This is a genomic window from Methylobrevis albus (assembly GCF_015904235.1).
Lineage (GTDB): Bacteria > Pseudomonadota > Alphaproteobacteria > Rhizobiales > Pleomorphomonadaceae > Methylobrevis_A > Methylobrevis_A albus.
On the sequence record NZ_JADZLT010000051.1, the window covers coordinates 231,219 to 251,569 of the forward strand.

Consider the following 20,351-nt stretch of genomic DNA (forward strand, 5'->3'; position numbering starts at 1 on the left):
GCCTCCGCCGCCGGGCGCGCCGCATGGGCGTTCCGGATCGCAGCCGAGGATTTTTTCAGATGAGCAACACCGTCAAGGTCACCGATACCTCCTTCGACGCCGACGTGATCGGCGCCGGCCAGCCCGTCGTCGTCGATTTCTGGGCCGAATGGTGCGGCCCCTGCCGCATGATCGCCCCGGCGCTCGAGGAGATCGCGACGGAGATGGAGGGCAGTGTCACCATCGCCAAGCTCGACATCGACAACAACCAGAACACCGCGATCCGCTACGGCGTCCGCTCGATCCCGACCCTGATCCTGTTCAAGGACGGCCAGCCGGCCGCGATGAAGGTCGGCGCTGCGTCGAAGACGGACCTGAAGAACTGGATCAAGAGCGCGATCTGAGGATCGGGTTCGGGTGTGGAATTGAAGAGGCCGGGGATTTTCCCCGGCCTTTTTTTGTTGTGATAGGGCAGGGCCTTACCGTGTTGCCTCCCCCCTCCCTGTCCCTCCCCCGCTTCGCAGGAGAGGGGACGCAGGAGGTTAGGTCACCTCTATCGACAGCACTCCGCTTCGGCGCGGCCTTCGTTGTGCAAAAGCCCCATCGCCCATCGTCCCCTCTCCTGCGAAGCGGGGGAGGGACAGGGAGGGGGGAGGCCACACGGCACGGCTCCCTACCGCCCCCGCGCCCGATACCGGATCGTCTCGAACCGCATCCTGAGCGTGTCGACCAGCAGCAGGCGCCCCACCAGCGGCTCGCCGATGCCGCAGACGAGCTTGATCACTTCCATCGCCTGCAGGCTGCCCATGATGCCGGGCAGGGCGCCGACGACGCCGGCTTCGGCGCAGGTCGGCACGGTGCCGGGCGGCGGGGGGGCGGGGAAAAGGTCGCGGTAGCCTGGGTTGGGCCGGCCGTCGTCGCCGGTCGCATACGGCATCAGCACGGTGAGCGAGCCGTCGAAGGTGCCGATCGCCGCCGTCACCAGCGGCCGGCCCACCGCCGCCGCGGTGTCGGCGAGCAGGTAGCGCGTCGAAAAATTGTCCGACCCGTCGACGACGACGTCATAGGCGGCGACCAGCGCCGCCGCGTTGCCGGCATCGAGGCGGACGGCGTGGGTCTCGACTGCCACATGCGGGTTGATCCGCACGACGGCCTCCGCGGCGCTCTCCACCTTCGGCCGGCCGATCGCCGCGGTGTCGTGGATCACCTGCCGCTGCAGGTTGGAGAGCGACACGTCGTCGTCGTCGACGAGGCCGAGCGTGCCGACGCCGGCGGCGGCGAGATACTGGATCGCCGGCGCGCCGAGGCCGCCGGCGCCGACGATCAGCACCCGCGCCGCCTTCAGCTTCTGCTGCCCCGGCCCGCCGATGTCGCGCAGCACGATGTGGCGCGCGTAGCGCGCGATCTCCGGCCCGGACAGCGGCGGGGTCGTCACGGCGGCGGGCTCCGTCACAGGATGAAGCGGCTGAGGTCGGTGTTCTTGGCGAGGTCGCCGACGCCGCCGCGCACATAGCCGCCGTCGATCGTCACCGTCTCGCCGGAGCGGTCGGTGGCGGTGAACGAGATCTCGTCGAGCACCCGCTCCATGATCGTCTGCAGCCGCCGGGCGCCGATGTTCTCGACGCTGGAGTTCACCTCCACCGCGATGTCGGCGACCGCGTCGATCGCGTCGTCGGTGAAGACGAGGTCGAGCCCCTCGGTCTTCATCAGCGCGATGTACTGCGTGATCAGGCTCGCCTCCGGCTCGGTCAGGATGCGGCGCATGTCGGCGCGGGTCAGCGGCTTCAGCTCGACCCGGATCGGCAGGCGGCCCTGCAACTCGGGCAAGAGGTCCGAGGGCTTTGCGACGTGGAAGGCGCCCGACGCGATGAAGAGGATGTGGTCGGTCTTCACCGCGCCGTGCTTGGTCGACACCGTGGTGCCCTCGATGAGCGGCAGCAGGTCGCGCTGCACGCCCTCGCGGGAGACGTCGCCGCTGGCGCGGCCCTCGCGGGCGCAGATCTTGTCGATCTCGTCGAGGAAGACGATGCCGTTGTTCTCCACCGCCTGGATCGCCTCGGCGACCAGTGCCTCCTGGTCGAGCAGCTTGTCGCTCTCTTCCGAGATCAGCAGCTCGTAGCTTTCCTTCACGGTGGTGCGGCGGGTCTTCTTCTGGCCGCCCATCATCTTCGACATCATGTCGTTGAGGTTCATCACCCCGACCGAGCCGCCCGGCATGCCGGGGATCTCGAAGCTGGACGGGCCGCCGCTCACCGTCAGCTCGACCTCGATCTCCTTGTCGTCGAGCAGGCCGGCGTGTAGGCGCTTCCTGAAGCTGTCGCGCGTCGAGGGGCTCGACGCCGCGCCGACGAGGGCGTCGAGCACGCGCTCCTCGGCCTGCGCGTGCGCCTTGGCGCGCACGTCCTTGCGCTTCTTCTCGCGCACCAGCTGGATGCCGACCTCGACGAGGTCGCGGATGATCTGCTCGACGTCGCGGCCGACGTAGCCGACCTCGGTGAACTTGGTCGCCTCGACCTTGATGAACGGCGCCCCGGCGAGCTTCGCCAGCCGGCGCGAGATCTCGGTCTTGCCGACGCCGGTCGGGCCGATCATCAGGATGTTCTTCGGCAGCACCTCGTCACGCAGCGTGCCGGTGAGCTGCTGCCGGCGCCAGCGGTTGCGCAGCGCGATCGCCACGGCGCGCTTGGCGTCCTTCTGGCCGACGATGTAGCGGTCGAGTTCGGAGACGATCTCGCGGGGGGAAAAATCGGTCATGGGGCGGGATCCGGGAGCGGGGACAGCGTCCTGAGACGCGCGGGAAGCGGAACGACCGCGAGCACGGCGCGGCGCGTCGCGCGCCAGCCGACGCCGAGCAGCACGACGAAGGCGCCGAGGGCGAGCAGGGTGGCGATCACCGCCGTCGCCTCGTCGGTAGTGGCGGTGTTGAACACGAAGGCGAGCGCCGCGCCGAAATAGCCGAGCACGGCGACGAGCGGCGCGCGCCGGTCGAGCACCACGGCGACGAAGCCGAGCGCCAGCACCAGCGCGAACACGATGGCGACGTCGGCGGCCGACTGCGCCGGTCCGCCGATGGCCAGCGCCGCCGCCGCGTGCACCACCAGCGGCGCGGCGATCAGGTGCAGCCAGAAGGCGGTGTCGGCGCGGGTGGTCCGCCGGCGCGGATCGGCGAGGTCATAGGCGACGGCGGCGGCGAACACCGCGAGGCCGGCGACCAGCATCACCCAGAAATGGTACTCGAGCACGATCCGGGGCGCCGCGAGCGCGACGAGATAGACGGCGAGCCCGATCAGCGTCAGCGCCAGCACCGCGACCGCGAACGGCAGCCCGAAGCGCCAGCGGAAAGCCACGGCGACCAGCACCGCCGAAATCGCCGCGATCAACGCCGTATCGGCGACCGAGCCGGGCCTGACGACCGCCACCGGATCCGCCGGCGAGAGCGCGAGGCAAACGGCGGCGACGGTGAACACGACCACGGCGAGGTTCAGCGCCATGCTCGGCAGCACCAGCCGGCGCCGGCGGGTGAGATATTCGGCGAGCCCCCAGGCGGCGAGCGCCGCGCCGAGCGCGACGCCGGTGCGCAGCAGCGCCTGCTCCGGCTGGTCGATCACGACCACCGAAAAGGCGGCGGCGAGGCCGAGCAGCACGATGCCGATGGTGATGAACACGTCGTGGAAGCCGCGCGCGAAGCGCACGCCTTCGTCGCCCGGCGTCTCGACCACCTCGCCACGCTGGCGTTCGAGGAAGACAATCAGCCGGCCGGCGCTTTCCGCGTCGATGACGCCCGCGGCGACCGCGGCCTCGAGGTTCTCACGCTGCATCGAGGCTCTCCAGCACGACGTTCTCGTTGGTGTAGACGCAGATCTCGGCGGCGATCTTCATCGCCTCCAGCCGGCACAGGTAACGATCGGTGCGCCAGTCTTTTGCGATCGCGACCGCCGCGCACCTGGCGTCCTTCTGGCCGACGATGGAGCGGCCGGGTTCGGAGACGATCTCGCGAGGAGAAAAAATGGTCATAGGGCGGAATCCGGAAGCGGGGACAGCGTCCTGAGACGCACGGGAAGCGGAACGACGGTGAGCACGGCACGGCGCGTGGCGCGCCAGCCGGTGCCGAGGAGGACGATGAAGGCGCCGAGGGCGACGAGCGTCGCCACGATCACGGCATCGCTGCCACTGCCCTGCGACGAGCCAAAAATCTGGTTGAGTGCGACGCCGAAATATCCGAGCACCGAAACCAACGGTGCCCGCCGGTCCAGTACCACCGCGACCAGAGCAAGGATGACGACGAGGCCGATTACCAGGACGGCATCACCAGGTGTTTGAGGAAGACCTCCGACCGTGATCATGATCAGGCCGTGCACCATCATCGGTGCGGCCAGGAGATGAAGCCAGAAGGCCATGTCTGTCCGCAGACTGCGCCTGTGCGGATCCGAGACGTCGAGAACGACAGCGCAAGCAAAGACCGCCAATCCGCTTGCGAACAGGAAATGAAACACATACTGCCCGATCAACTCGGGCTGCCAAGTGGCAAGGATGAAAAACGCAGACGCGACCGACGAAGCCGCTAGCGTTGCTGCCGCGAACGGAACACGGAAGCGCAGGAGAAACGCCGCGGAACCAAGTGCGCTGCCAAATGCGGTCGCGAGCGATATGTAGTTATCTCCGAGCATGGTTCGCAAGACGGCATCGCTATCTGCCTGTAAAGGAAAAATATTGTACGCTATCATAAATATATTTATCGCGAGGCCTGTAAGGTAAACAAATACAATAGTAACAATAATGCTGGTCAACCAAAGACGCCGTTTGCGAACCAGATACTCTGCAAGCAACCAGAATCCCCCTGCCTCGAGGGCAGCAACTATCGCGGTTGAATAGGGATCAGGCGGCGAGAGGAATTCGAGCGCGATAAGCGCCGCCACGCCGAGCAGCACGACGCCGATAGCGATGAACACGTCGTGGAAGTCGCGCGCGAATCGCACGCCTTCGTCGCCCGGCGTTTCGACCATCTCGCCACGCCGGCGCTCGAGGAACACGATCAGCCGGCCGGCGCTTTCTGCGTCGATGACGCTCGCGGCGACAGCGGCCTCGAGATCCTCACGCTGCATCGAGGCTCTCCAGCACGACGTTTTCATTGGTGTAGACGCAGATCTCGGCGGCGATCTTCATCGCTTTCCGCGCGATCGTCTCGGCGTCGGTGTCGGTGTCGACGAGGGCGCGCGCGGCGGCGAGCGCATAGTTGCCGCCCGAGCCGATCCCCATCACGCCGCCCTCCGGCTCCAGCACGTCGCCGGTGCCGGTGAGCACCAGCGAGACGTTGGCGTCGGCGACCAGCATCATCGCCTCCAGCCGGCGCAAATAGCGGTCGGTGCGCCAGTCCTTCGCGAGTTCCACGGCGGCGCGGGTGAGCTGGCCGGGATACTGCTCGAGCTTCGCCTCCAGCCGCTCGAACAGCGTGAAGGCGTCGGCGGTCGCGCCGGCAAAGCCGCCGATCACGCTGCCGCCGGCGAGGCGGCGCACCTTGCGCGCGGTGTGCTTGATCACGGTGGCGCCGAGCGAGACCTGGCCGTCGCCGGCGATCACCACCTTGCCGCCCTTGCGCACGGTGACGATCGTCGTGCCGTGCCAGACCGGCATGGCGGAGGAATCCTGGCTCATCATGTCTCCGTTTCGGGGAGGGCGGATGCGAAGCAGTGCATCCGGCGCGGCACGCGCGGGATCGATCGGGGCGGCCGGGCGAGGCGGGGTGCCGCGGCGGTCGTCTGGCGCTTTATGTAAGCGGACGGGCGGGCTATGCAAACCGCCTGATCCGCGCGGCGCGCAACGCCGCCATACCTGTCGCCATCGCCCCACCGCGGGTCGCCGCCGGCGGTCGCCCGTTGCCTCGAGGACTCCCGCATGCTTCGCCTTTTCATCTTCGGTGCCGGCTATTCGGCGAAGGCCGTCGCCGCGCGGCTCGGCGGCGCGGCCGACTGGATCGGCGGCACCACCCGCGATGCGGAGAAGGCCGCGGAGCTTGCGCGCCTCGGCATCGAGCCCTTCGTCTTCGACGGCACGGCGCCGGCGGCGGCGCTGCGCCCGGCGCTCGCCCGCGCCACCCACCTCCTCGTCTCGATCGCTCCCGACAGCGGCGCCGACCCGGCCCTCGCCCAGCACCGGGCCGACATCGCGGCGGCCGCCGAGCTCTCCTGGATCGGCTATTTCTCCACCGTCGGCGTCTATGGCGACCACGGCGGCGGCTGGGTCGACGAGACGACGCCGACGCAGCCGGTGAGCCGGCGCTCGAAGCTCCGCGTCGAGGCCGAGGAAGCCTGGCGCGAGTTCGCGGACGCCCGCGGCCTGCCGCTGTCGCTGATCCGGCTGTCGGGCATCTACGGCCCCGGCCGCAACGGCTTCGTCAATCTCGAGCGCGGCCGCGCCCGCCGGCTGGTGAAGCCGGGGCAGGTGTTCAACCGCATCCACGTCGAGGACATCGCCCGCTTCACGGTCGCCGCACTCGAGCAGCGCCACGACGGCGTGCTCAACGTCACCGATGATGAACCGGCCCCGCCGCAGGACGTCGTCGCCCGTGCCGCCGAGATCATGGGCGTCGCGGCGCCGCCGGAGCAGGATTTCGATACCGCCGAGCTCTCGCCGATGGCGCGCTCGTTCTACGGCGAGAACAAGCGCGTCTCCAATGCCGCCACCAAGCGCGCGCTCGGGCTGGAGATGGCTTACCCGACCTACCGCGAGGCGCTGGCGGCGCTCTGGGCCGAGGGCACCTGGCGTGACGGCGCCCCGCGCTCGGCAATCGGCGAGGGCTGACGCCGCGGGCATCAGGGAACTGACCGACAGGAGGGACGGGGACATGATCAGGGTGGTGATCGCCGGGGCGACCGGCTGGGTCGGCAAGGCGCTGGTGGCGGCGGTGACGGCTGCGCCGGACCTCGAAATCGTCGGTGCGGTGGCGCGCACTGCCGCCGGCGCCGATGCCGGCATCGCCACGGGCCTCGCGCCGCTCGGCGTCACGGTGCACGCGACGCTCGCCGAGGCGCTGGCGATACCCTCCGACGTCGTCGTCGACTACACCAAGCCGAACAGCGTCAGGGCCCACGCGCTGGAGGCGCTCGCCGCTGGCCGCCATGTGGTGATCGGCACGTCGGGGCCGACCGCCGAGGACTACGACGAGATTGACGCTGCCGCCCGTGCCGCCGGGCGCGGCGTCTTCGCCGCCGGCAATTTTTCGGTCACGGCGGCGCTGATGAAGCGGTTTGCGCTCGAGGCGGCGCGCTACGTCGCCGACGTCGAGGTGATCGACTACGCCTCGGCGAAGAAGCCGGACGTGCCGTCGGGCACCGCGCGCGAACTCGCCGAGGCGCTGGGCGCGGTCCGCTCCGCGCCGACGACCCGGCCTGTCGCCGACATCTCCGGCCCGAAGGAGGCCCGCGGCGCGGCGATCGGCCGGCCGACGGCGGTGCAGGTGCATTCGGTGCGATTGCCGTCCTTCGTGCTCGCCTGCGAGGCGCTGTTCGGCGCGCCCGACGAGCGCCTCGTCATCCGCCACGAGGCCGGCAGTTCCGCCGCGCCCTATGTCGCGGGCACGCTGCTCGCCGTCCGGCGGGTCGCCGAAGCCCCCGGCCTGCGCCGCGGCCTCGACATGCTGATGGACTGACCCGGGCTGGACCGGCGGTTCGGCGCGGCAGGACGACAAGTCCGAAAACGAAGAAGGCCGCCACGGACGATGTCCGGGCGGCCTTACTCGAATTGGTTCGCCGCTGCGGCGGACGCGCGGCGGAGTTTGCGAGGCGTTACTCGGCCGGGGTGACCTCGACCTCCGGCACCTCGATGGTCTTCGTCTCGGTGGTGACGTTCACGTCGCCGGTCTTCACCTCGTATTCGGGCAACTGACCGGGATCGCGCACCGTCACGTCGATGTCCGGCAGCCGGCCGGCCTGGATCTGCTCCACCGTGATCACGTTGGTCATGATGAGCACGCCGATCGCGATGGCGGCGCCGAGCAGGAGAAACACGAACGCACGCATGGTGGTCTCCGTATCTGGAGAGGGATGATCCCTCGAAACCTGTCCGCCGCGGGGGCGGTCGATGCGCATCAACGCGGCGAGGCCGGAGAAGGTTCCGGGCCCGCTCTGCCGGCGCTTTTCCCCGCGTCCGATCCCGGCGCCGGCCGGACGCGGCTCGCCGAACCCCGGCGCCCGTGGCGCCGGGATCATCTCGCAGGCGCGATGCTGCAGTGCGTTCAGTATTGGTGTTTAGTGCGCGGCACGGCAAAATGTGCGAGGCCGAGGTATACCGCATTTGGTATAGATCACAACATTATGATTATAATGCATTTTCGGGGATGGACTCCAATCCGCGCCGGAGTGATGTCGGCGCTGCGGGTCGCTTGACATGTTTAGTAATCCAGCTTTTACTCGACACCGGATCCAAGAGACGGGGCCTTGAACCCGCCTGATCCTCTGGGGAAACGCCGCTATCCGATCTGCCGGTCTTCGCGACGACGCTGCCCGCCCCGCGGGTGCGCGAACGGACACGCACGCCCGCAGCCCGGTCGCAGAAGGGGAGGACACATCGCATGAAGACGTTGTTGGCATCCGTCGGGGCCGTCGGGATTCTGGCGGCGGCACTCGCCGTCCCCGCCACGCCCGCCGCCGCGCAGGGCAAGACGCTGACGCTGTGCTGGGCCGCATGGGACCCGGCGAACGCGCTGGTCGAGCTCTCGAAGGATTTCACCGCCCAGTCGGGCATCGAGATGAAGTTCGAGTTCGTGCCGTGGCCGAATTTCGCCGATCGCATGCTGAACGAGCTCAACTCCAAGGGCCAGCTCTGCGATCTGCTGATCGGTGATTCGCAGTGGCTCGGCGGCTCGGCCGAGAACGGCCACTATGTGAAGCTCAACGAGTTCTTCGAGGCCGAAAACATCTCGATGGACGACTTCCTGCCCGCCACCGTCTACGCCTATTCGACCTGGCCGAAGGGCCAGCCCGAATACTGGGCGCTGCCGGCGATGGGCGACGCGCTCGGCTGGACCTACCGCAAGGACTGGTTCGAGAACCCCGAGATCGCCGCCGAGTTCAAGGAAAAGCACGGCCGTGACCTCGCCCCGCCGAAGACGTGGGACGAGCTGAAGGAGATCGCCGAGTTCTTCCAGGGCCGCGAGATCGACGGCAAGACGGTGTACGGCGCGGCGATCTTCACCGAGCGCGGCTCGGAAGGCATCACCATGGGCGTCACCGCGTCGCTCTACTCGCACGGCTTCGCGTACGACGACCCCGCCGGCTCCTACAAGATGGACGGCGTGGTGAACTCGGCCGACGCCGTCGCGGGCCTCGAGGCCTACAAGGCGCTGTTCGATTGCTGCACCCCGCCGGGCTACACCAACTCCTACATGCAGGAGGGTCTCGACGCCTTCAAGTCGGGCCAGGTGGCGATGCAGATGAACTGGTTCGCCTTCTTCCCCGGCCTCTACAAGGACGAGCAGGTCGGCGGCGACAAGATCGGCTTCTTCGTCAACCCCGGCCAGAAGGTCGAAGCCTCGACCCTCGGCGGCCAGGGCATCTCGGTGGTGTCCTACTCGCAGAACCGCGACGAAGCGCTGCAGTACATCAAGTGGTTCGCCACCGCCGACGTGCAGAAGAAGTGGTGGTCGCTCGGCGGCTATTCCTGCCACCGCGCGGTGCTGGAAGATCCCGGCTTCGCCGACACCGCCCCGTTCGCGGCCAACTTCCTCAACGCCATGGGCAACGTGAAGGACTTCTGGCAGGAGCCGGCCTACGCCGACCTGCTGCTCGCCATGCAGAAGCGCACCCACGACTACATCGTGGCCGGCCAGGGCACGGCACAGGAAGCGCTCGACGCGCTGGTGGCGGACTGGACGGAGACCTTCGAGGAAGAAGGCAAGATGTGAGGTGACGGGGGAGGGGTGGGCCGCTTGCGCCGCGCTGTCCACCCCCTGCCGCCGACCCCAACGCCCCCTGAAAATCCCGGAACCCGCCTCATGAACGACACCTCGACCGTCCGCCGCCTCGCGACCCGCGCGGCCGAAGCGACGCCGCCGCCGGTGGTTGCCCGGGTTGGCGGGCTCGGCGACCGGGCGATCGCCTGGCTGTTCATCGCGCCGACGATCGTGCTGCTGCTCGCGATCAACATCTTTCCGCTGATCTGGACGATCTATCTGTCGTTCACGAATTTCCGCGCCAACCGGCCGAACGCCGCGGTCGAGTGGCTCGGCACCCGCTGGTACACCAGCATCCTCACCGATCCCGACATCTGGGCGGCGATGCAGGTGACGGCGCGCTTCGTGGTCGCGACCATCGTGATCCAGACCGTTCTCGGCTTCCTGCTCGCCGTGCTGATCGACAAGAAGTTCCGCGGCCACGGCTTCTGGACCACGCTGATCCTCTTGCCGATGATGCTGTCGCCGGCGGTCGTCGGCAATTTCTGGACCTTCCTGTTCCAGCCGCAGATCGGCCTCTTCAACTACGCCGTCAGCTTCGTCACCGGCCTGCCGCCGTCCTCGTTCCAGATGCTCGGCGACGTCAGCCTGGCGCCGTGGGCGATCGCCATCGTCGATACGTGGATGTGGACGCCCTACGTGATGCTGATCTGCCTCGCCGGGCTGCGCTCGATCCCCGACTACATCTACGAGGCGGCCGAGGTCGACCGCGCCTCGAAGTGGCGGCAGTTCTGGTCGATCACGCTGCCGATGGCGCTGCCGTTCATCATGCTCGCGGTGCTGTTCCGCGGCATCGAGAACTTCAAGATGTTCGACATGGTGAACCTGCTCACCGGTGGCGGACCCGGCTCGACCACGGAAGTCGCCTCGATCTCGCTGAAGCGCGAGGCCTTCGAGAAGTGGCGCACCGGCTACTCCTCGGCATTCGCCATCATTCTCTTCGTCACGGTGTTCGGCCTCGCCAACATCTACGTGAAGGCCCTCAACCGCGTGAAGCAGAGGTGAGCGCCATGGCCGCCGGCATCTCCACCGCCCATTCCGTCGTCGAGCCCTCGCCCCTGGTGCGCCGCATCGCCGGCGCCGTGGTGATCCTCTACGCCCTGATCACGATCGTGCCGCTGATCTGGATCGGCCTCACCTCGCTGAAATCGCCGCCGGATTCGATCTCCTACCCGCCGAAGATCCTGTTCGAGCCGACCCTCGAGGGCTACTGCAACCTCTTCACCACTCGCTCGCGCCAGACCGCGGAGTATCTCCAGGGCCTGCCGGCGGCCTCGGGCCGCTGCGAGGAGATCGCCCGCCAGCGCTCGATGGTGGTGGTCGGCGCGTCCAACTTCGTGCCGCGGTTCTGGAACTCGGTGATCATCGCCTTCGGTTCCACCTTCTGCGCCGTCACCCTCGGCACGCTGGCGGCCTACGGCTTCTCGCGCTTCAAGGTGCCGCTGAAGGACGACCTTCTGTTCTTCATCCTGTCGACGCGCATGATGCCGCCGATCGCCGTCGCGATCCCGATCTTCCTGATGTACCGCGAGCTCGGCCTGTCCGACACCAAGCTCGGGATGATCCTGCTCTACACCTCGGTCAACGTCTCGCTCGCCGTCTGGTTGCTGAAAGGCTTCATCGACGAGATCCCGCGCGAATACGAGGAAGCGGCGATGATCGACGGCTACAGCCGGCTGCAGGCCTTCGTGAAGGTGGTGCTGCCGCAGGCGACCACCGGCATCGCCGCCACCGCGATCTTCTGCCTGATCTTCGCCTGGAACGAATACGCCTTCGCCGTGCTGCTGACCTCGGGCACCGCGCAGACCGCTCCGCCGTTCATCCCGATCATCATCGGCGAAGGCGGCCAGGACTGGCCGGCGGTCGCCGCCGCCACCACGCTGTTCCTGATCCCGATCGTCGCCTTCACCATCCTGCTCAGGAAGCATCTCCTGCGCGGCATCACCTTCGGAGCGGTGCGCAAATGACGACCCGGCCCGACCCCATCCCCGGCGCCGCGGACGGCGACCCCGCCCCGCGCCGCCGCATCTTCCGGCGCGGTCCCTGGGAGAATGCTGCCACCGGGCTGATCGCCCTCGGCGTCATCATGCTGATGCAGCCGTTCTCGATCGAGCTCTATTCCTGGTCGTTCGCCACGACGCTCGCCGGCACGGTGATGTTCATCGTCGTGTCGAAGTTTCCGGAGTGACGCCATGGCCGAAATTCGCGTCGAACATCTGCGCAAGGCCTTCGAGAGCTTCGTCGCCGTCGAGGATTCCACCTTCACCGTCGCCGACGGCGAGTTCTTCGTCATGCTGGGACCATCCGGTTGCGGCAAGACGACGACGCTGCGGATGATCGCCGGGCTGGAACTGCCGACGTCGGGCACCATCCTGCTCGGCGGCGAGGACGTCACCTTCAAGCGGGCGCGCGAGCGCGACATCGCCTTCGTGTTCCAGCTCTTCGCGCTCTATCCGCACATGAACGTGCGCGCCAACATCGCCTTCCCGCTGAAATGCGAGGGCCTGCCCGGCGCCGAGATCGGCGCGCGGGTGGAAGAGGCCGCGCGGATCCTGCGCATCTCGCACCTGCTCGACCGTTCCGTCTCCGGCCTCTCCAGCGGCGACCGCCAGCGCGTCGCGCTCGGCCGCTCGATCGTGAGGAAGCCGCTCGCCTTCCTGATGGACGAGCCGCTCGGCGCGCTCGACACGGAACTGCGCGAGGCGATGATCCATGAGCTGCGCGCCCTGCACGACCGGCTCGGCGCCACCACGGTCTACGTCACCCACGACCAGCTCGAAGCCATGGCGATGGCCGACAAGATCGCGGTGATGAACCGCGGCATCATCGAGCAGTTCGGCGCGCCGCGCGACATCTACGACCGGCCGGCGAGCCTGTTCGTCGCCGACTTTATCGGCCAGCCGTCGATGAACCTGATCGACTTCCGGGCGAGCCTCGCGCCCGGCGCCTCGGAACTCGCCCTCGGCGGCGCCCGCGTCGCGATGCCGGAACTGCGCATGGGCTGCCCGGAGCGCGACCTCGTGCTCGGCGTGCGGCCCGAGGGCGTGCGCCTCGACGATGCGAGCCCGCTGCGCGGCGAGGTGTTCGGCGCCGAATACCTCGGCACCACGCAGATCGTCACCGTCACGACCGCGCACGGCGCGGTGCGCGCGCGGCTGCCGGCGTCGCTGAAGGTGAACGCCGGCGAGCCGGTCGGCCTGTCGTTCCGCCCGGAAAAGCTCTCGATCTTCGACCGCGCCAGCGGCCGGGCCCTGCCGAGCGCGCTGCACGACATTCCCTACGCGCCGCGCCCGAGCTCGATCAAACATGCGGGAGGCCTGCATGGCTGACGTGTCGATCCGCAATGTCACCAAACGCTTCGGCGACACCACCGCCGTGTCCGACCTCAGCATCGACATCGCCGACGGCGAGTTCATCGTGCTGCTCGGGCCGACGGGGGCGGGCAAGACGACGACGCTCCGGCTGATCGCCGGCCTCGAGGCGCCCGACGCCGGGCGGCTGTCGATCGCCGGCCGCGACGTGACCAAGGCGCCGCCGGCGGCGCGCGACGTTGCCTTCGTATTCCAGCAGTATTCGCTCTATCCGCACCTCTCGGTCTACGACAACCTCGCCTTCCCGCTGCGCTCGCCGATCCGGCCGATGGCGAAGGCGGCGATCGACGCGAAGGTCCGCACCATCGCGGCGATGCTGAAGATCGAGGACAAGCTCGCCAACAAGGCGACCAAGCTCTCGGGCGGCCAGATGCAGCGCGTCGCCATCGGCCGGGCGCTGGTCCGCGATCCGGCGATCTACCTGATGGACGAGCCGCTGTCGTCGCTGGATGCCAAGCTGCGCGCCGATCTGCGCCTCGAGCTGAAGCGCATCCAGGCCGAACTCGGCGCGACCATCCTCTACGTCACCCACGACCAGACCGAGGCGATGACGATGGCGAGCCGCATCGGCGTCATCGACCGCGGCCGGCTGGTGCAGATCGGCACGCCGCGCGAGATCTACGAGAACCCGTTCAACGCCTATGTCGCGCAGCGGCTCGGCCAGCCGGCGATCAACCTCGTCGACGCCGGGCTGTTTCCGGACCTCGCCATCCCGCAGCGCACGGCGACGCTCGGGCTGCGCACCGAGCACGTCGCGATCGCCCGCGTCGGCGGCGCCGCACGCGGCGAGGGCCGCGGCCTCGTCCGCCGCGTCGAGCATCTCGGCGACCAGAACCACATCCACGTCGAGCTCGACGGCACGCCGCTGGTGCTGCTCGCCGACGCGGACTCCGACATCGGCGCCGGCGACCGCGTCGACGTCCGGCCGGAGCGGCCGCTGTTCTTCGACCGCGAAGGGGCGCGGCTCTGACGCAAGGGGCCGGTTGGGACCAATGGTAGCAGGCGGCGAAACGGCGGCGACGGCCGCGCCGGGACATGCTCCGATCGCGCTTCACCGGCGACGGACCACGCAACGGGCATCGGGGAGGGACTTTTGATGACGGCAGCGATCCTCGACACGGCGGCGCTCGGCACGGCCGAAGGCCGCGCGGCGCTGATCGCGGCGGTGGCGGCCGTGGTGATCGCGGCGGCGGACGAACTCACCGCGCTCGACCAGGCGATCGGCGACGGCGACCACGGCGCGAACATGAAGCGCGGCTTTGCCGCCGTCGCCGAGGCGGCGCCGACCTTGGCCGAAAAGCCGTGGCCGGACCTCCTCAAGGGCGTCGGCACCACGCTGGTGATGAAGGTCGGCGGCGCCTCCGGCCCGCTCTACGGCACGCTGTTCATGGAACTCGGCAAGCATCTCGGCACGGCGCCGGACCGGGCAGCGCTGACGGAGGCCTTCGGCCGCGCGATCGAGGCGGTGAAGGCGCGCGGCAAGGCGGAGCCCGGCCAGAAGACCATGCTCGACGTGCTGATCCCCGCGCACGCGGCGCTCGCCGCCGGCGCCGACGCGGCAACGGTGAAGGCCGAGGCCTTCGCCGCGGCTGACCGGACCGTGCCGATGCTGGCGACGCGCGGCCGCGCCTCCTTCCTCGGCGAACGCTCGATCGGGCACATGGACCCCGGCTCGCGCTCGTCGTCCTTGATCATCGCGGCGCTCGCCGACGCGCTTTCCGCCGGCTGAGCCCGGCGCGGACATAAGCCAACAGCCCGCGTCGCCGGACGACGCGGCCAGGGAGATCATGCGGGTGGCCAACGTCGGGATCGTCATCGTTTCGCACTCACCGAAAGTCGCCGAGGGGGCGGCCGACATGGTTCGCCAGATGGTCGGCGACAGCGTGCCGCTCGCCCACACCGGCGGCGACCCGGACGGCGGCCTCGGCACCGACTTGGCGCGCATTCTCGAGGCGATCGAGGCGGCGTGGTCGGAGGCCGGCGTCGTGGTGCTGGTCGATCTCGGCGGCGCGGAGACGAATTCCGAGATGGCGATCGAGATGCTGGACGAGGACCGCCGCGGGCGCGTCGTCGTCTGCAACGCCCCGGTGGTGGAGGGCGCGGTGATCGCCGCGACCGAGGCCTCCGGCGGCTCGTCGCTCGAGCTGGTAAAGCGCACCGCCGAGGAACTCTATGCCTGACGGCAGCGCGCCGGACGGCAGTCGTATCCGGCCGGAAGGGGCGCCGCTGGCGGGCGCACCGGCCCTCGCATCAGGTGGCCAGTCGATCGAGGACAGCATGCCGACCGAAGACACCCTTTCCGGCGCCGCGACGCTCGCCAACCAGGCGGGCCTGCACGCGCGCCCCGCCGTCAAGCTGACCCAGCTCGCCAAGAGCTTCGCGAGCCGCACCGAATTCGCGGTGGCGCCCGACGGCCCGTGGATCGACGCGAAGAGCCCGGTCAAGGTGATGCGGGTCAAGGCCGCGAAGGGAGAGACCCTGCATTTCCGGGCGAGCGGCCCCGACGCCGAGGCGGCGCTCGCCGCGCTGCTCGCCCTCGTCGACGCCAAGTTCGACGAGGAGTGACGCCATGAACGCCCGCGGCAGCGCCCCGACGACCTCCGCCGCGCTGGTGCTCGCCGGCCGTTCGGCGGCGCCGGGGCTCGCCGCCGGCCGCATTGCGCGGATCGCGGGTCCGAAGGTCGCGGCGCGGGCGCCGTCCGCCGCCGGTGATCCTGCTGCCGAAGCCGCGCGGCTCGCCGCCGCCGTCGCCGCCGCGCTCGCCGCGCTCGAGGCGCTGGCCGCCGCCGCCGAGGGCGACGCGGCCGACATCCTCGCCTTCCAGGTGGCGATGCTCGCCGACGACGCGCTCACCGAAGGCGCCTTCGCCGCGGTCGCGTCCGGCGCGCCGGCGGAGACCGGCTGGAGCGCGGCGCTCGACGCCGAAATCGAGGGCTACGCGGCGGCCGACGACGAATATTTCCGCGCCCGTGCAGCCGACCTCGCCGACATCCGCGACCGGGTACTTAGCCGGCTATCCGGCGCCGAGGACGCGCCACCTCCCGCCGGTGCCATCCTCGTCGGCGACGACCTCACGCCGTCGAAATTCCTCGCCGCCGACTGGTCGGCGGGCGGCGGCATCGTGCTCGCCGCCGGCTCGCCGGCCTCCCACGTCGCCATGCTGGCGCGGGCGCGCGGCGTGCCGATGGTGGTCGGCGTCGGCGACGTCGGCGCGGCGGCGGACGGCGCCGAGGCGCTGCTCGACGGCGACGCCGGCACGCTGACCCTCAGTCCCGGCGACGCCGAGCAGGCGGCGTTCCACGCCCGCCGCGATGCCGCGGCCGTCGCCGGCGCCGCGGCCGAGACGCTGCGCTTCCGCCCCGCCGTCACCGCCGACGGCGAGCCGGTGCGGGTGCACGTCAACCTCGCCGATCCGGAAGAGCTCGCCGGCCTCGACCCGGCGCAGTGCGACGGCGTCGGCCTGGTGCGCACCGAATTCCTGTTCCACGCCGGCCGCGGCCTCCCCGACGAGGCGGCGCAGCTCGCCGTTTACCGACGGATCCTCGCCTGGGCGGCCGGCCGCCCCGTCACCTTCCGCACCCTCGACGCCGGCGGCGACAAGCCGATCCCCGGCCTCACCATCGACGGCGAGAGCAACCCGTTCCTCGGCTTGCGCGGCCTGCGCCTGTCGCTCGCCTATCCGGACGTGTTCCGCACCCAGCTCCGCGCACTCTGCCGCGCCGCGGTGGACGGGCACGCGCGGGTGATGCTGCCGATGGTGACGGTCCCGGCGGAACTCGCCGCCGCGGCGGTGATGCTCGACTCCGTCGTCGCGGATCTCGCCGCCGAAAACTTGCCGCACCGCCGCCCGCCGCTCGGCATCATGGTCGAGGTGCCGGCGGCGGCGCTCGCCGCCGAGAGCTTTGCCGCCGACTTCTACTCGATCGGCTCCAACGACCTCACCCAGTACACGATGGCCGCCGCGCGCGACGTCGGCGCGGTGGCGCATCTCTGCGATGCCGGCAGCCCGGCCGTGCTGCGCCTCGTCGCCGCGACGGTCGAGGCGGCCGCGGCGCGTGGTGTCGAGGTCTCGCTCTGCGGCGACGCCGCCGCCGATCCGGCGCTGGTGCCGCTGCTGCTCGGCGCCGGGCTGCGCTCGCTGTCGGTCGCGCCCGTCGCGGTCGCCCGCACCAAGGCGGCGATCGCGGGCTTTTCCCGGCATCCCCCGCCATGACCGCGCCCCTGCTCGCGGACGGCGCGGCCCCGCCCGTCGCCGCCTACAAGACCATCCTGCGCGAGGTGATCGATCGCCGCCCCTCCGGCATGCGCCGGCGGCTGTCGATCGCGCTCGGCAAGCACCGCTCCTTCGTGACGCAGATCACCAACCCGGCCTATGCGGTGCCGATTCCGGCGCAGCATCTCGCGACGATCTTCGAGGTCTGCCATTTCGCGCCGCACGAGCGCGAGGCCTTCCTCGTCGCCTATGCCCGCGCCCATCCCGGCCGGCGGCTCGCGCCCGCGCCGGTGGCGCAGGGGCGCAGCCTGACGATCGCCGTGCCCGACTTCGGCGACCCGGTCCGCAACGCCGCCTTCGACCGCATCGTCGCCGACACCGCCGACCGCCTCGCCCGCTTCGCCGAGGACCTCGGCTGACGCGGCCGCGCTGCCATCACGACACCACCCCGGGGGAAACAAGAATGAAAAAATTCATCAACGCCGTCGACGACGTGCTCGCCGAAAGCCTCGACGGCCTCGCCGCGATGCACAGCGACATCCTGGAACTCGGGCCGGAGCGGAAGTTCATCCACCGCCGCGCGTTCACCCCCGGCAAGGTCGCGCTGCTCTCGGGCGGCGGCTCCGGCCACGAGCCGATGCACGGCGGCTTCGTCGGCACCGGCATGCTGGACGTCGCCTGCCCGGGCCACGTCTTCACCTCGCCGACCCCCGACCAGATGCTGGAAGCGGCGAGCGCCGCCGACACCGGCGCCGGCGTGCTCTTCATCGTCAAGAACTACGAGGGCGACCGCATGAACTTCGCCATGGCGGCGGAGATGGCGGACGGCCCGGTCGAGACCGTGGTCGTCGACGACGACGTCGCGGTGGAGAACTCCACCTGGACCACCGGCCGCCGCGGCGTCGCCGGCACGGTGGCGGTCGAGAAGATCGTCGGCGCCGCGGCCGAGCAGGGCCGCGACCTCGCCGCCCTGAAGCGCCTCGGCGACGCCGTCAACGCCCGCACCCGCTCGATGGGCGTCGCGCTGACCTCCTGCACCGTGCCGGCCGCTGGCAAGCCGACCTTCACCCTTGGCGACAACGAGATGGAAATGGGCGTCGGCATCCATGGCGAGCCCGGTCGCCGCCGGGTTGCGCTCGCCTCCGCCGCGGAGATCGCCGAGGAACTCACCGGCGCGGTGCTGAAGGATCTCGACGCCGCCCCGGGCACCCCGGCGCTGCTGCTCGTCAACGGCTTCGGCGGCACGCCGGCGATGGAACTCTACCTGATGGCCGGCCTCGCCCGGCGCATCGCCGAGGCCGCCGGCGTCCGCCCGGTCCGCTTCCTCGTCGGCAACTACGTCACCTCGCTGGAGATGGCCGGCTGCTCGATCACCCTGTCGCTGCTCGACGACGAGACGATGGCGCTTTGGGACGCGCCGGTTCACACCGTATCGCTCAGGTGGTGAGGGCGGGCGGCGCGCGCGGGGGCCGTTCCGCGCGTCTTTGTCATCTGGCGCTCCCGCACGACTCTCCGCGCGACGTCTTAGGATGGGCGCGCGGCGGGACAACTGTGGTAATTCGGTCATCACCTCGGACTTGTTCACCGTTTCGATAGCGGCACTTGTTACCCAAGGTTGCTGCCCCCTCGAGGCTTGAATACCGTCCTGAGGGTGTGAGCGGTTGCCGCAATCGATATGGGTGTGAACGTTGGCCAAGAAGAGTATCGAGCCAGAGTTCCCCTCGAAGGATGCGATCCACCTCTACGGCGCGTTGAGTTTCCTGTATTTTCGCTCGCCGCGGCATCGTGACTGGCCGTTTCATGCGATTCGCCGCGTGATCCAGCCACCGATCGACCTTCAGCAGGTCAAGATATTCTATCAGGATGGTATACCGCGCGGCGCGGTGACATGGGGTCTTCTCGGCGAGGACGCCGAGCGCCGGGTCATGGCCAATCAGATGCTCGAGCCTGCGCAATGGCGGTCGGGCAAGAGCTTCTGGCTGATGGACGTGCTGGCGCCCTACGAGCAGGGCAGCGCCGTCCAGATCATCCGCTGGGTGAAGAAGAATCTGCCGGACTCGATCGATCGGTTCCGGTTTGCCCGCATCGGCGCGGACGGCGCGCCGAAGCGGATCGTGGAATCACGGCGTCTGCGCGGGGCCTCGTGGGGCGCGCGGGTCTTGTCGGATCTGGCTTGAGGGGAACAGGGCATGGGCAACGGCATAAATCTCAATGCAATGAATGGGGCGGATTCGGTTTCCAGCGGCCCCGAGGGCGATAGCCAAGACAACTTCGTCTACAACGTCGATGTGTCTCCCGGCGAGACGGTGACGCTGACGGGCAACTGGGATAACATTACTAATGGAGACGGGGCGTTCAACTCAGACAACGGTAGTTACGCGACGACCAATGGCCCCGATTTCGGAACGTTCTCGCTGGATCCTGCCAGCGGCGCGATGAGCTGGACCTTCACCTATGACGAACTCATGGCGAATGGCGGTCCGGACTCGATCATCTTCAACGTCTCCGGACAGGACTTCCTTGATGAGGAGGACATCGACACCGTCACCGTCAACATCACCTGTTTCGTCGGCGGCACGCTGATCGCGACCCCGGCTGGCGAGGTGCCGGTGGAAAGCCTTGCCATCGGCGATCTGGTGCTGACGGCGGACGGGCGCGCGGTGCCGGTGAAGTGGATCGGCCGGCAGACGATCGCGAACCACGTGTTCCTGTCCGACCGCATGCGCCCGGTGTGCATCGCCGCCGGTGCGCTGGGCAGCGGCGTTCCCCACACCGACCTCTATCTCTCGGCCGACCACGGCATGATCGTCGACGGGCTGGTGGTGAACGCCGGCGCGCTGGT

At 69.4% G+C, this 20,351-nt stretch carries 24 protein-coding genes; 17 read left to right on the forward strand and 7 right to left on the reverse strand.

Annotation, left to right across the window (positions count from 1 at the left end; translation table 11 throughout):
* The first annotated feature begins 59 nt into the window (after positions 1–59).
* On the forward strand, positions 60–383 hold the full coding sequence (gene trxA, locus I5731_RS13510; protein ID WP_197311929.1) for a thioredoxin: 324 nt from the start codon (positions 60–62) through the stop codon (positions 381–383).
* 269 nt (positions 384–652) lie between these two features.
* Here trxA and moeB read toward each other — a convergent pair whose 3' ends face one another.
* Genes moeB through hslV form a run of 6 tightly spaced genes read right to left on the reverse strand, consistent with a single transcriptional unit; the run spans position 653 to position 5,631 of the window.
* The gene (gene moeB, locus I5731_RS13515; RefSeq protein WP_328838802.1) at positions 653–1,414 is read right to left on the reverse strand and encodes a molybdopterin-synthase adenylyltransferase MoeB; all 762 of its coding nucleotides are present in this window, start codon (positions 1,412–1,414) and stop codon (positions 653–655) included.
* A gap of 14 nt (positions 1,415–1,428) precedes the next feature.
* Entirely contained in the window at positions 1,429–2,733 is a 1,305-nt protein-coding gene (gene hslU, locus I5731_RS13520; RefSeq protein ID WP_197311931.1) for an ATP-dependent protease ATPase subunit HslU, read from the reverse strand.
* Positions 2,730–3,797, reverse strand: a complete 1,068-nt coding sequence (locus I5731_RS13525; protein WP_197311932.1) for a DUF2339 domain-containing protein — start codon at positions 3,795–3,797, stop codon at positions 2,730–2,732. The genes hslU and I5731_RS13525 overlap by 4 nt, the downstream gene beginning before the upstream one ends.
* Positions 3,787–3,993, reverse strand: coding sequence for a hypothetical protein (locus tag I5731_RS20105; protein WP_456238111.1), 207 nt, complete (start codon positions 3,991–3,993; stop codon positions 3,787–3,789). Before I5731_RS20105 ends, I5731_RS13525 begins: the two co-directional genes overlap by 11 nt.
* Positions 3,990–5,081, reverse strand: coding sequence for a hypothetical protein (locus I5731_RS13535; RefSeq protein ID WP_197311933.1), 1,092 nt, complete (start codon positions 5,079–5,081; stop codon positions 3,990–3,992). Before I5731_RS13535 ends, I5731_RS20105 begins: the two co-directional genes overlap by 4 nt.
* Positions 5,071–5,631, reverse strand: coding sequence for an ATP-dependent protease subunit HslV (gene hslV, locus I5731_RS13540; RefSeq protein WP_328838804.1), 561 nt, complete (start codon positions 5,629–5,631; stop codon positions 5,071–5,073). Before hslV ends, I5731_RS13535 begins: the two co-directional genes overlap by 11 nt.
* Positions 5,632–5,871: 240 nt before the next feature.
* Between hslV and I5731_RS13545 the strand changes: the two genes are divergently transcribed.
* Both I5731_RS13545 and dapB read left to right on the forward strand, forming a co-directional pair.
* Complete coding sequence (locus tag I5731_RS13545) at positions 5,872–6,777, forward strand: SDR family oxidoreductase (RefSeq protein WP_197311934.1); 906 nt, start codon at positions 5,872–5,874, stop codon at positions 6,775–6,777.
* A 43-nt stretch (positions 6,778–6,820) separates the two neighbouring features.
* On the forward strand, positions 6,821–7,624 hold the full coding sequence (gene dapB, locus I5731_RS13550) for a 4-hydroxy-tetrahydrodipicolinate reductase (protein ID WP_197311935.1): 804 nt from the start codon (positions 6,821–6,823) through the stop codon (positions 7,622–7,624).
* A gap of 136 nt (positions 7,625–7,760) precedes the next feature.
* On the opposite strand, the gene I5731_RS13555 is transcribed toward dapB, so the two are convergent.
* Positions 7,761–7,994 carry a hypothetical protein gene (locus I5731_RS13555; protein WP_197311936.1) on the reverse strand — a complete coding sequence of 78 codons (234 nt, stop codon included), beginning with the start codon at positions 7,992–7,994 and terminating at the stop codon, positions 7,761–7,763.
* 551 nt (positions 7,995–8,545) lie between these two features.
* Here I5731_RS13555 and I5731_RS13560 point away from each other — a divergent pair.
* From I5731_RS13560 to I5731_RS13625, 14 genes are all read left to right on the forward strand, one after another.
* Positions 8,546–9,877, forward strand: a complete 1,332-nt coding sequence (locus I5731_RS13560) for an ABC transporter substrate-binding protein (protein ID WP_197311937.1) — start codon at positions 8,546–8,548, stop codon at positions 9,875–9,877.
* Positions 9,878–9,967: 90 nt separating this feature from the next.
* Positions 9,968–10,930, forward strand: coding sequence for a carbohydrate ABC transporter permease (locus tag I5731_RS13565; protein ID WP_197311938.1), 963 nt, complete (start codon positions 9,968–9,970; stop codon positions 10,928–10,930).
* Positions 10,931–10,935: 5 nt separating this feature from the next.
* Positions 10,936–11,892 (forward strand): carbohydrate ABC transporter permease, encoded by a 957-nt coding sequence (locus tag I5731_RS13570; protein ID WP_197311939.1) that lies wholly within the window; start codon positions 10,936–10,938, stop codon positions 11,890–11,892.
* Positions 11,889–12,113, forward strand: a complete 225-nt coding sequence (locus I5731_RS13575; protein WP_197311940.1) for a hypothetical protein — start codon at positions 11,889–11,891, stop codon at positions 12,111–12,113. Before I5731_RS13570 ends, I5731_RS13575 begins: the two co-directional genes overlap by 4 nt.
* A 4-nt stretch (positions 12,114–12,117) precedes the next feature.
* Positions 12,118–13,254: an ABC transporter ATP-binding protein gene (locus I5731_RS13580; RefSeq protein ID WP_197311941.1), complete on the forward strand. Its 1,137-nt coding sequence runs from the start codon at positions 12,118–12,120 to the stop codon at positions 13,252–13,254.
* The gene (locus tag I5731_RS13585) at positions 13,247–14,266 is read left to right on the forward strand and encodes an ABC transporter ATP-binding protein (RefSeq protein ID WP_197311942.1); all 1,020 of its coding nucleotides are present in this window, start codon (positions 13,247–13,249) and stop codon (positions 14,264–14,266) included. The genes I5731_RS13580 and I5731_RS13585 overlap by 8 nt, the downstream gene beginning before the upstream one ends.
* Positions 14,267–14,392: 126 nt before the next feature.
* Positions 14,393–15,025 carry a dihydroxyacetone kinase subunit DhaL gene (gene dhaL, locus I5731_RS13590; RefSeq protein ID WP_197311943.1) on the forward strand — a complete coding sequence of 211 codons (633 nt, stop codon included), beginning with the start codon at positions 14,393–14,395 and terminating at the stop codon, positions 15,023–15,025.
* A gap of 58 nt (positions 15,026–15,083) precedes the next feature.
* On the forward strand, positions 15,084–15,476 hold the full coding sequence (dhaM, locus tag I5731_RS13595) for a dihydroxyacetone kinase phosphoryl donor subunit DhaM (RefSeq protein ID WP_197311944.1): 393 nt from the start codon (positions 15,084–15,086) through the stop codon (positions 15,474–15,476).
* Positions 15,469–15,861 (forward strand): HPr family phosphocarrier protein, encoded by a 393-nt coding sequence (locus I5731_RS13600; protein WP_407941842.1) that lies wholly within the window; start codon positions 15,469–15,471, stop codon positions 15,859–15,861. Before dhaM ends, I5731_RS13600 begins: the two co-directional genes overlap by 8 nt.
* 4 nt (positions 15,862–15,865) lie before the next feature.
* Positions 15,866–17,509, forward strand: a complete 1,644-nt coding sequence (gene ptsP, locus I5731_RS13605) for a phosphoenolpyruvate--protein phosphotransferase (protein ID WP_197311945.1) — start codon at positions 15,866–15,868, stop codon at positions 17,507–17,509.
* On the forward strand, positions 17,506–17,928 hold the full coding sequence (locus tag I5731_RS13610) for a hypothetical protein (protein WP_197311946.1): 423 nt from the start codon (positions 17,506–17,508) through the stop codon (positions 17,926–17,928). Before ptsP ends, I5731_RS13610 begins: the two co-directional genes overlap by 4 nt.
* A 44-nt stretch (positions 17,929–17,972) precedes the next feature.
* Positions 17,973–18,956, forward strand: a complete 984-nt coding sequence (gene dhaK, locus I5731_RS13615) for a dihydroxyacetone kinase subunit DhaK (protein WP_197311947.1) — start codon at positions 17,973–17,975, stop codon at positions 18,954–18,956.
* A gap of 241 nt (positions 18,957–19,197) precedes the next feature.
* Positions 19,198–19,686 carry a toxin-activating lysine-acyltransferase gene (locus tag I5731_RS13620; protein WP_197311948.1) on the forward strand — a complete coding sequence of 163 codons (489 nt, stop codon included), beginning with the start codon at positions 19,198–19,200 and terminating at the stop codon, positions 19,684–19,686.
* 12 nt (positions 19,687–19,698) lie between these two features.
* Positions 19,699–20,351, forward strand: a 653-nt coding sequence (locus tag I5731_RS13625; RefSeq protein ID WP_197311949.1) for a Hint domain-containing protein, incomplete at its 3' end; no start/stop codon positions are given.

Excerpts from the sequence above, each read along its gene's own strand:
- trxA (WP_197311929.1), top strand. The coding sequence starts at position 60 with ATGAGCAACACCGTCAAGGTCACCGATACCTCCTTCGACGCCGACGTG.
- hslU (WP_197311931.1), bottom strand. The coding sequence starts at position 2,733 with ATGACCGATTTTTCCCCCCGCGAGATCGTCTCCGAACTCGACCGCTAC.
- I5731_RS13525 (WP_197311932.1), bottom strand. The coding sequence starts at position 3,797 with ATGCAGCGTGAGAACCTCGAGGCCGCGGTCGCCGCGGGCGTCATCGAC.
- I5731_RS20105 (WP_456238111.1), bottom strand. The coding sequence starts at position 3,993 with ATGACCATTTTTTCTCCTCGCGAGATCGTCTCCGAACCCGGCCGCTCC.
- I5731_RS13535 (WP_197311933.1), bottom strand. The coding sequence starts at position 5,081 with ATGCAGCGTGAGGATCTCGAGGCCGCTGTCGCCGCGAGCGTCATCGAC.
- hslV (WP_328838804.1), bottom strand. The coding sequence starts at position 5,631 with ATGAGCCAGGATTCCTCCGCCATGCCGGTCTGGCACGGCACGACGATC.
- I5731_RS13545 (WP_197311934.1), top strand. The coding sequence starts at position 5,872 with ATGCTTCGCCTTTTCATCTTCGGTGCCGGCTATTCGGCGAAGGCCGTC.
- dapB (WP_197311935.1), top strand. The coding sequence starts at position 6,821 with ATGATCAGGGTGGTGATCGCCGGGGCGACCGGCTGGGTCGGCAAGGCG.
- I5731_RS13555 (WP_197311936.1), bottom strand. The coding sequence starts at position 7,994 with ATGCGTGCGTTCGTGTTTCTCCTGCTCGGCGCCGCCATCGCGATCGGC.
- I5731_RS13560 (WP_197311937.1), top strand. The coding sequence starts at position 8,546 with ATGAAGACGTTGTTGGCATCCGTCGGGGCCGTCGGGATTCTGGCGGCG.
- I5731_RS13565 (WP_197311938.1), top strand. The coding sequence starts at position 9,968 with ATGAACGACACCTCGACCGTCCGCCGCCTCGCGACCCGCGCGGCCGAA.
- I5731_RS13570 (WP_197311939.1), top strand. The coding sequence starts at position 10,936 with ATGGCCGCCGGCATCTCCACCGCCCATTCCGTCGTCGAGCCCTCGCCC.
- I5731_RS13575 (WP_197311940.1), top strand. The coding sequence starts at position 11,889 with ATGACGACCCGGCCCGACCCCATCCCCGGCGCCGCGGACGGCGACCCC.
- I5731_RS13580 (WP_197311941.1), top strand. The coding sequence starts at position 12,118 with ATGGCCGAAATTCGCGTCGAACATCTGCGCAAGGCCTTCGAGAGCTTC.
- I5731_RS13585 (WP_197311942.1), top strand. The coding sequence starts at position 13,247 with ATGGCTGACGTGTCGATCCGCAATGTCACCAAACGCTTCGGCGACACC.
- dhaL (WP_197311943.1), top strand. The coding sequence starts at position 14,393 with ATGACGGCAGCGATCCTCGACACGGCGGCGCTCGGCACGGCCGAAGGC.
- dhaM (WP_197311944.1), top strand. The coding sequence starts at position 15,084 with ATGCGGGTGGCCAACGTCGGGATCGTCATCGTTTCGCACTCACCGAAA.
- I5731_RS13600 (WP_407941842.1), top strand. The coding sequence starts at position 15,469 with ATGCCTGACGGCAGCGCGCCGGACGGCAGTCGTATCCGGCCGGAAGGG.
- ptsP (WP_197311945.1), top strand. The coding sequence starts at position 15,866 with ATGAACGCCCGCGGCAGCGCCCCGACGACCTCCGCCGCGCTGGTGCTC.
- I5731_RS13610 (WP_197311946.1), top strand. The coding sequence starts at position 17,506 with ATGACCGCGCCCCTGCTCGCGGACGGCGCGGCCCCGCCCGTCGCCGCC.
- dhaK (WP_197311947.1), top strand. The coding sequence starts at position 17,973 with ATGAAAAAATTCATCAACGCCGTCGACGACGTGCTCGCCGAAAGCCTC.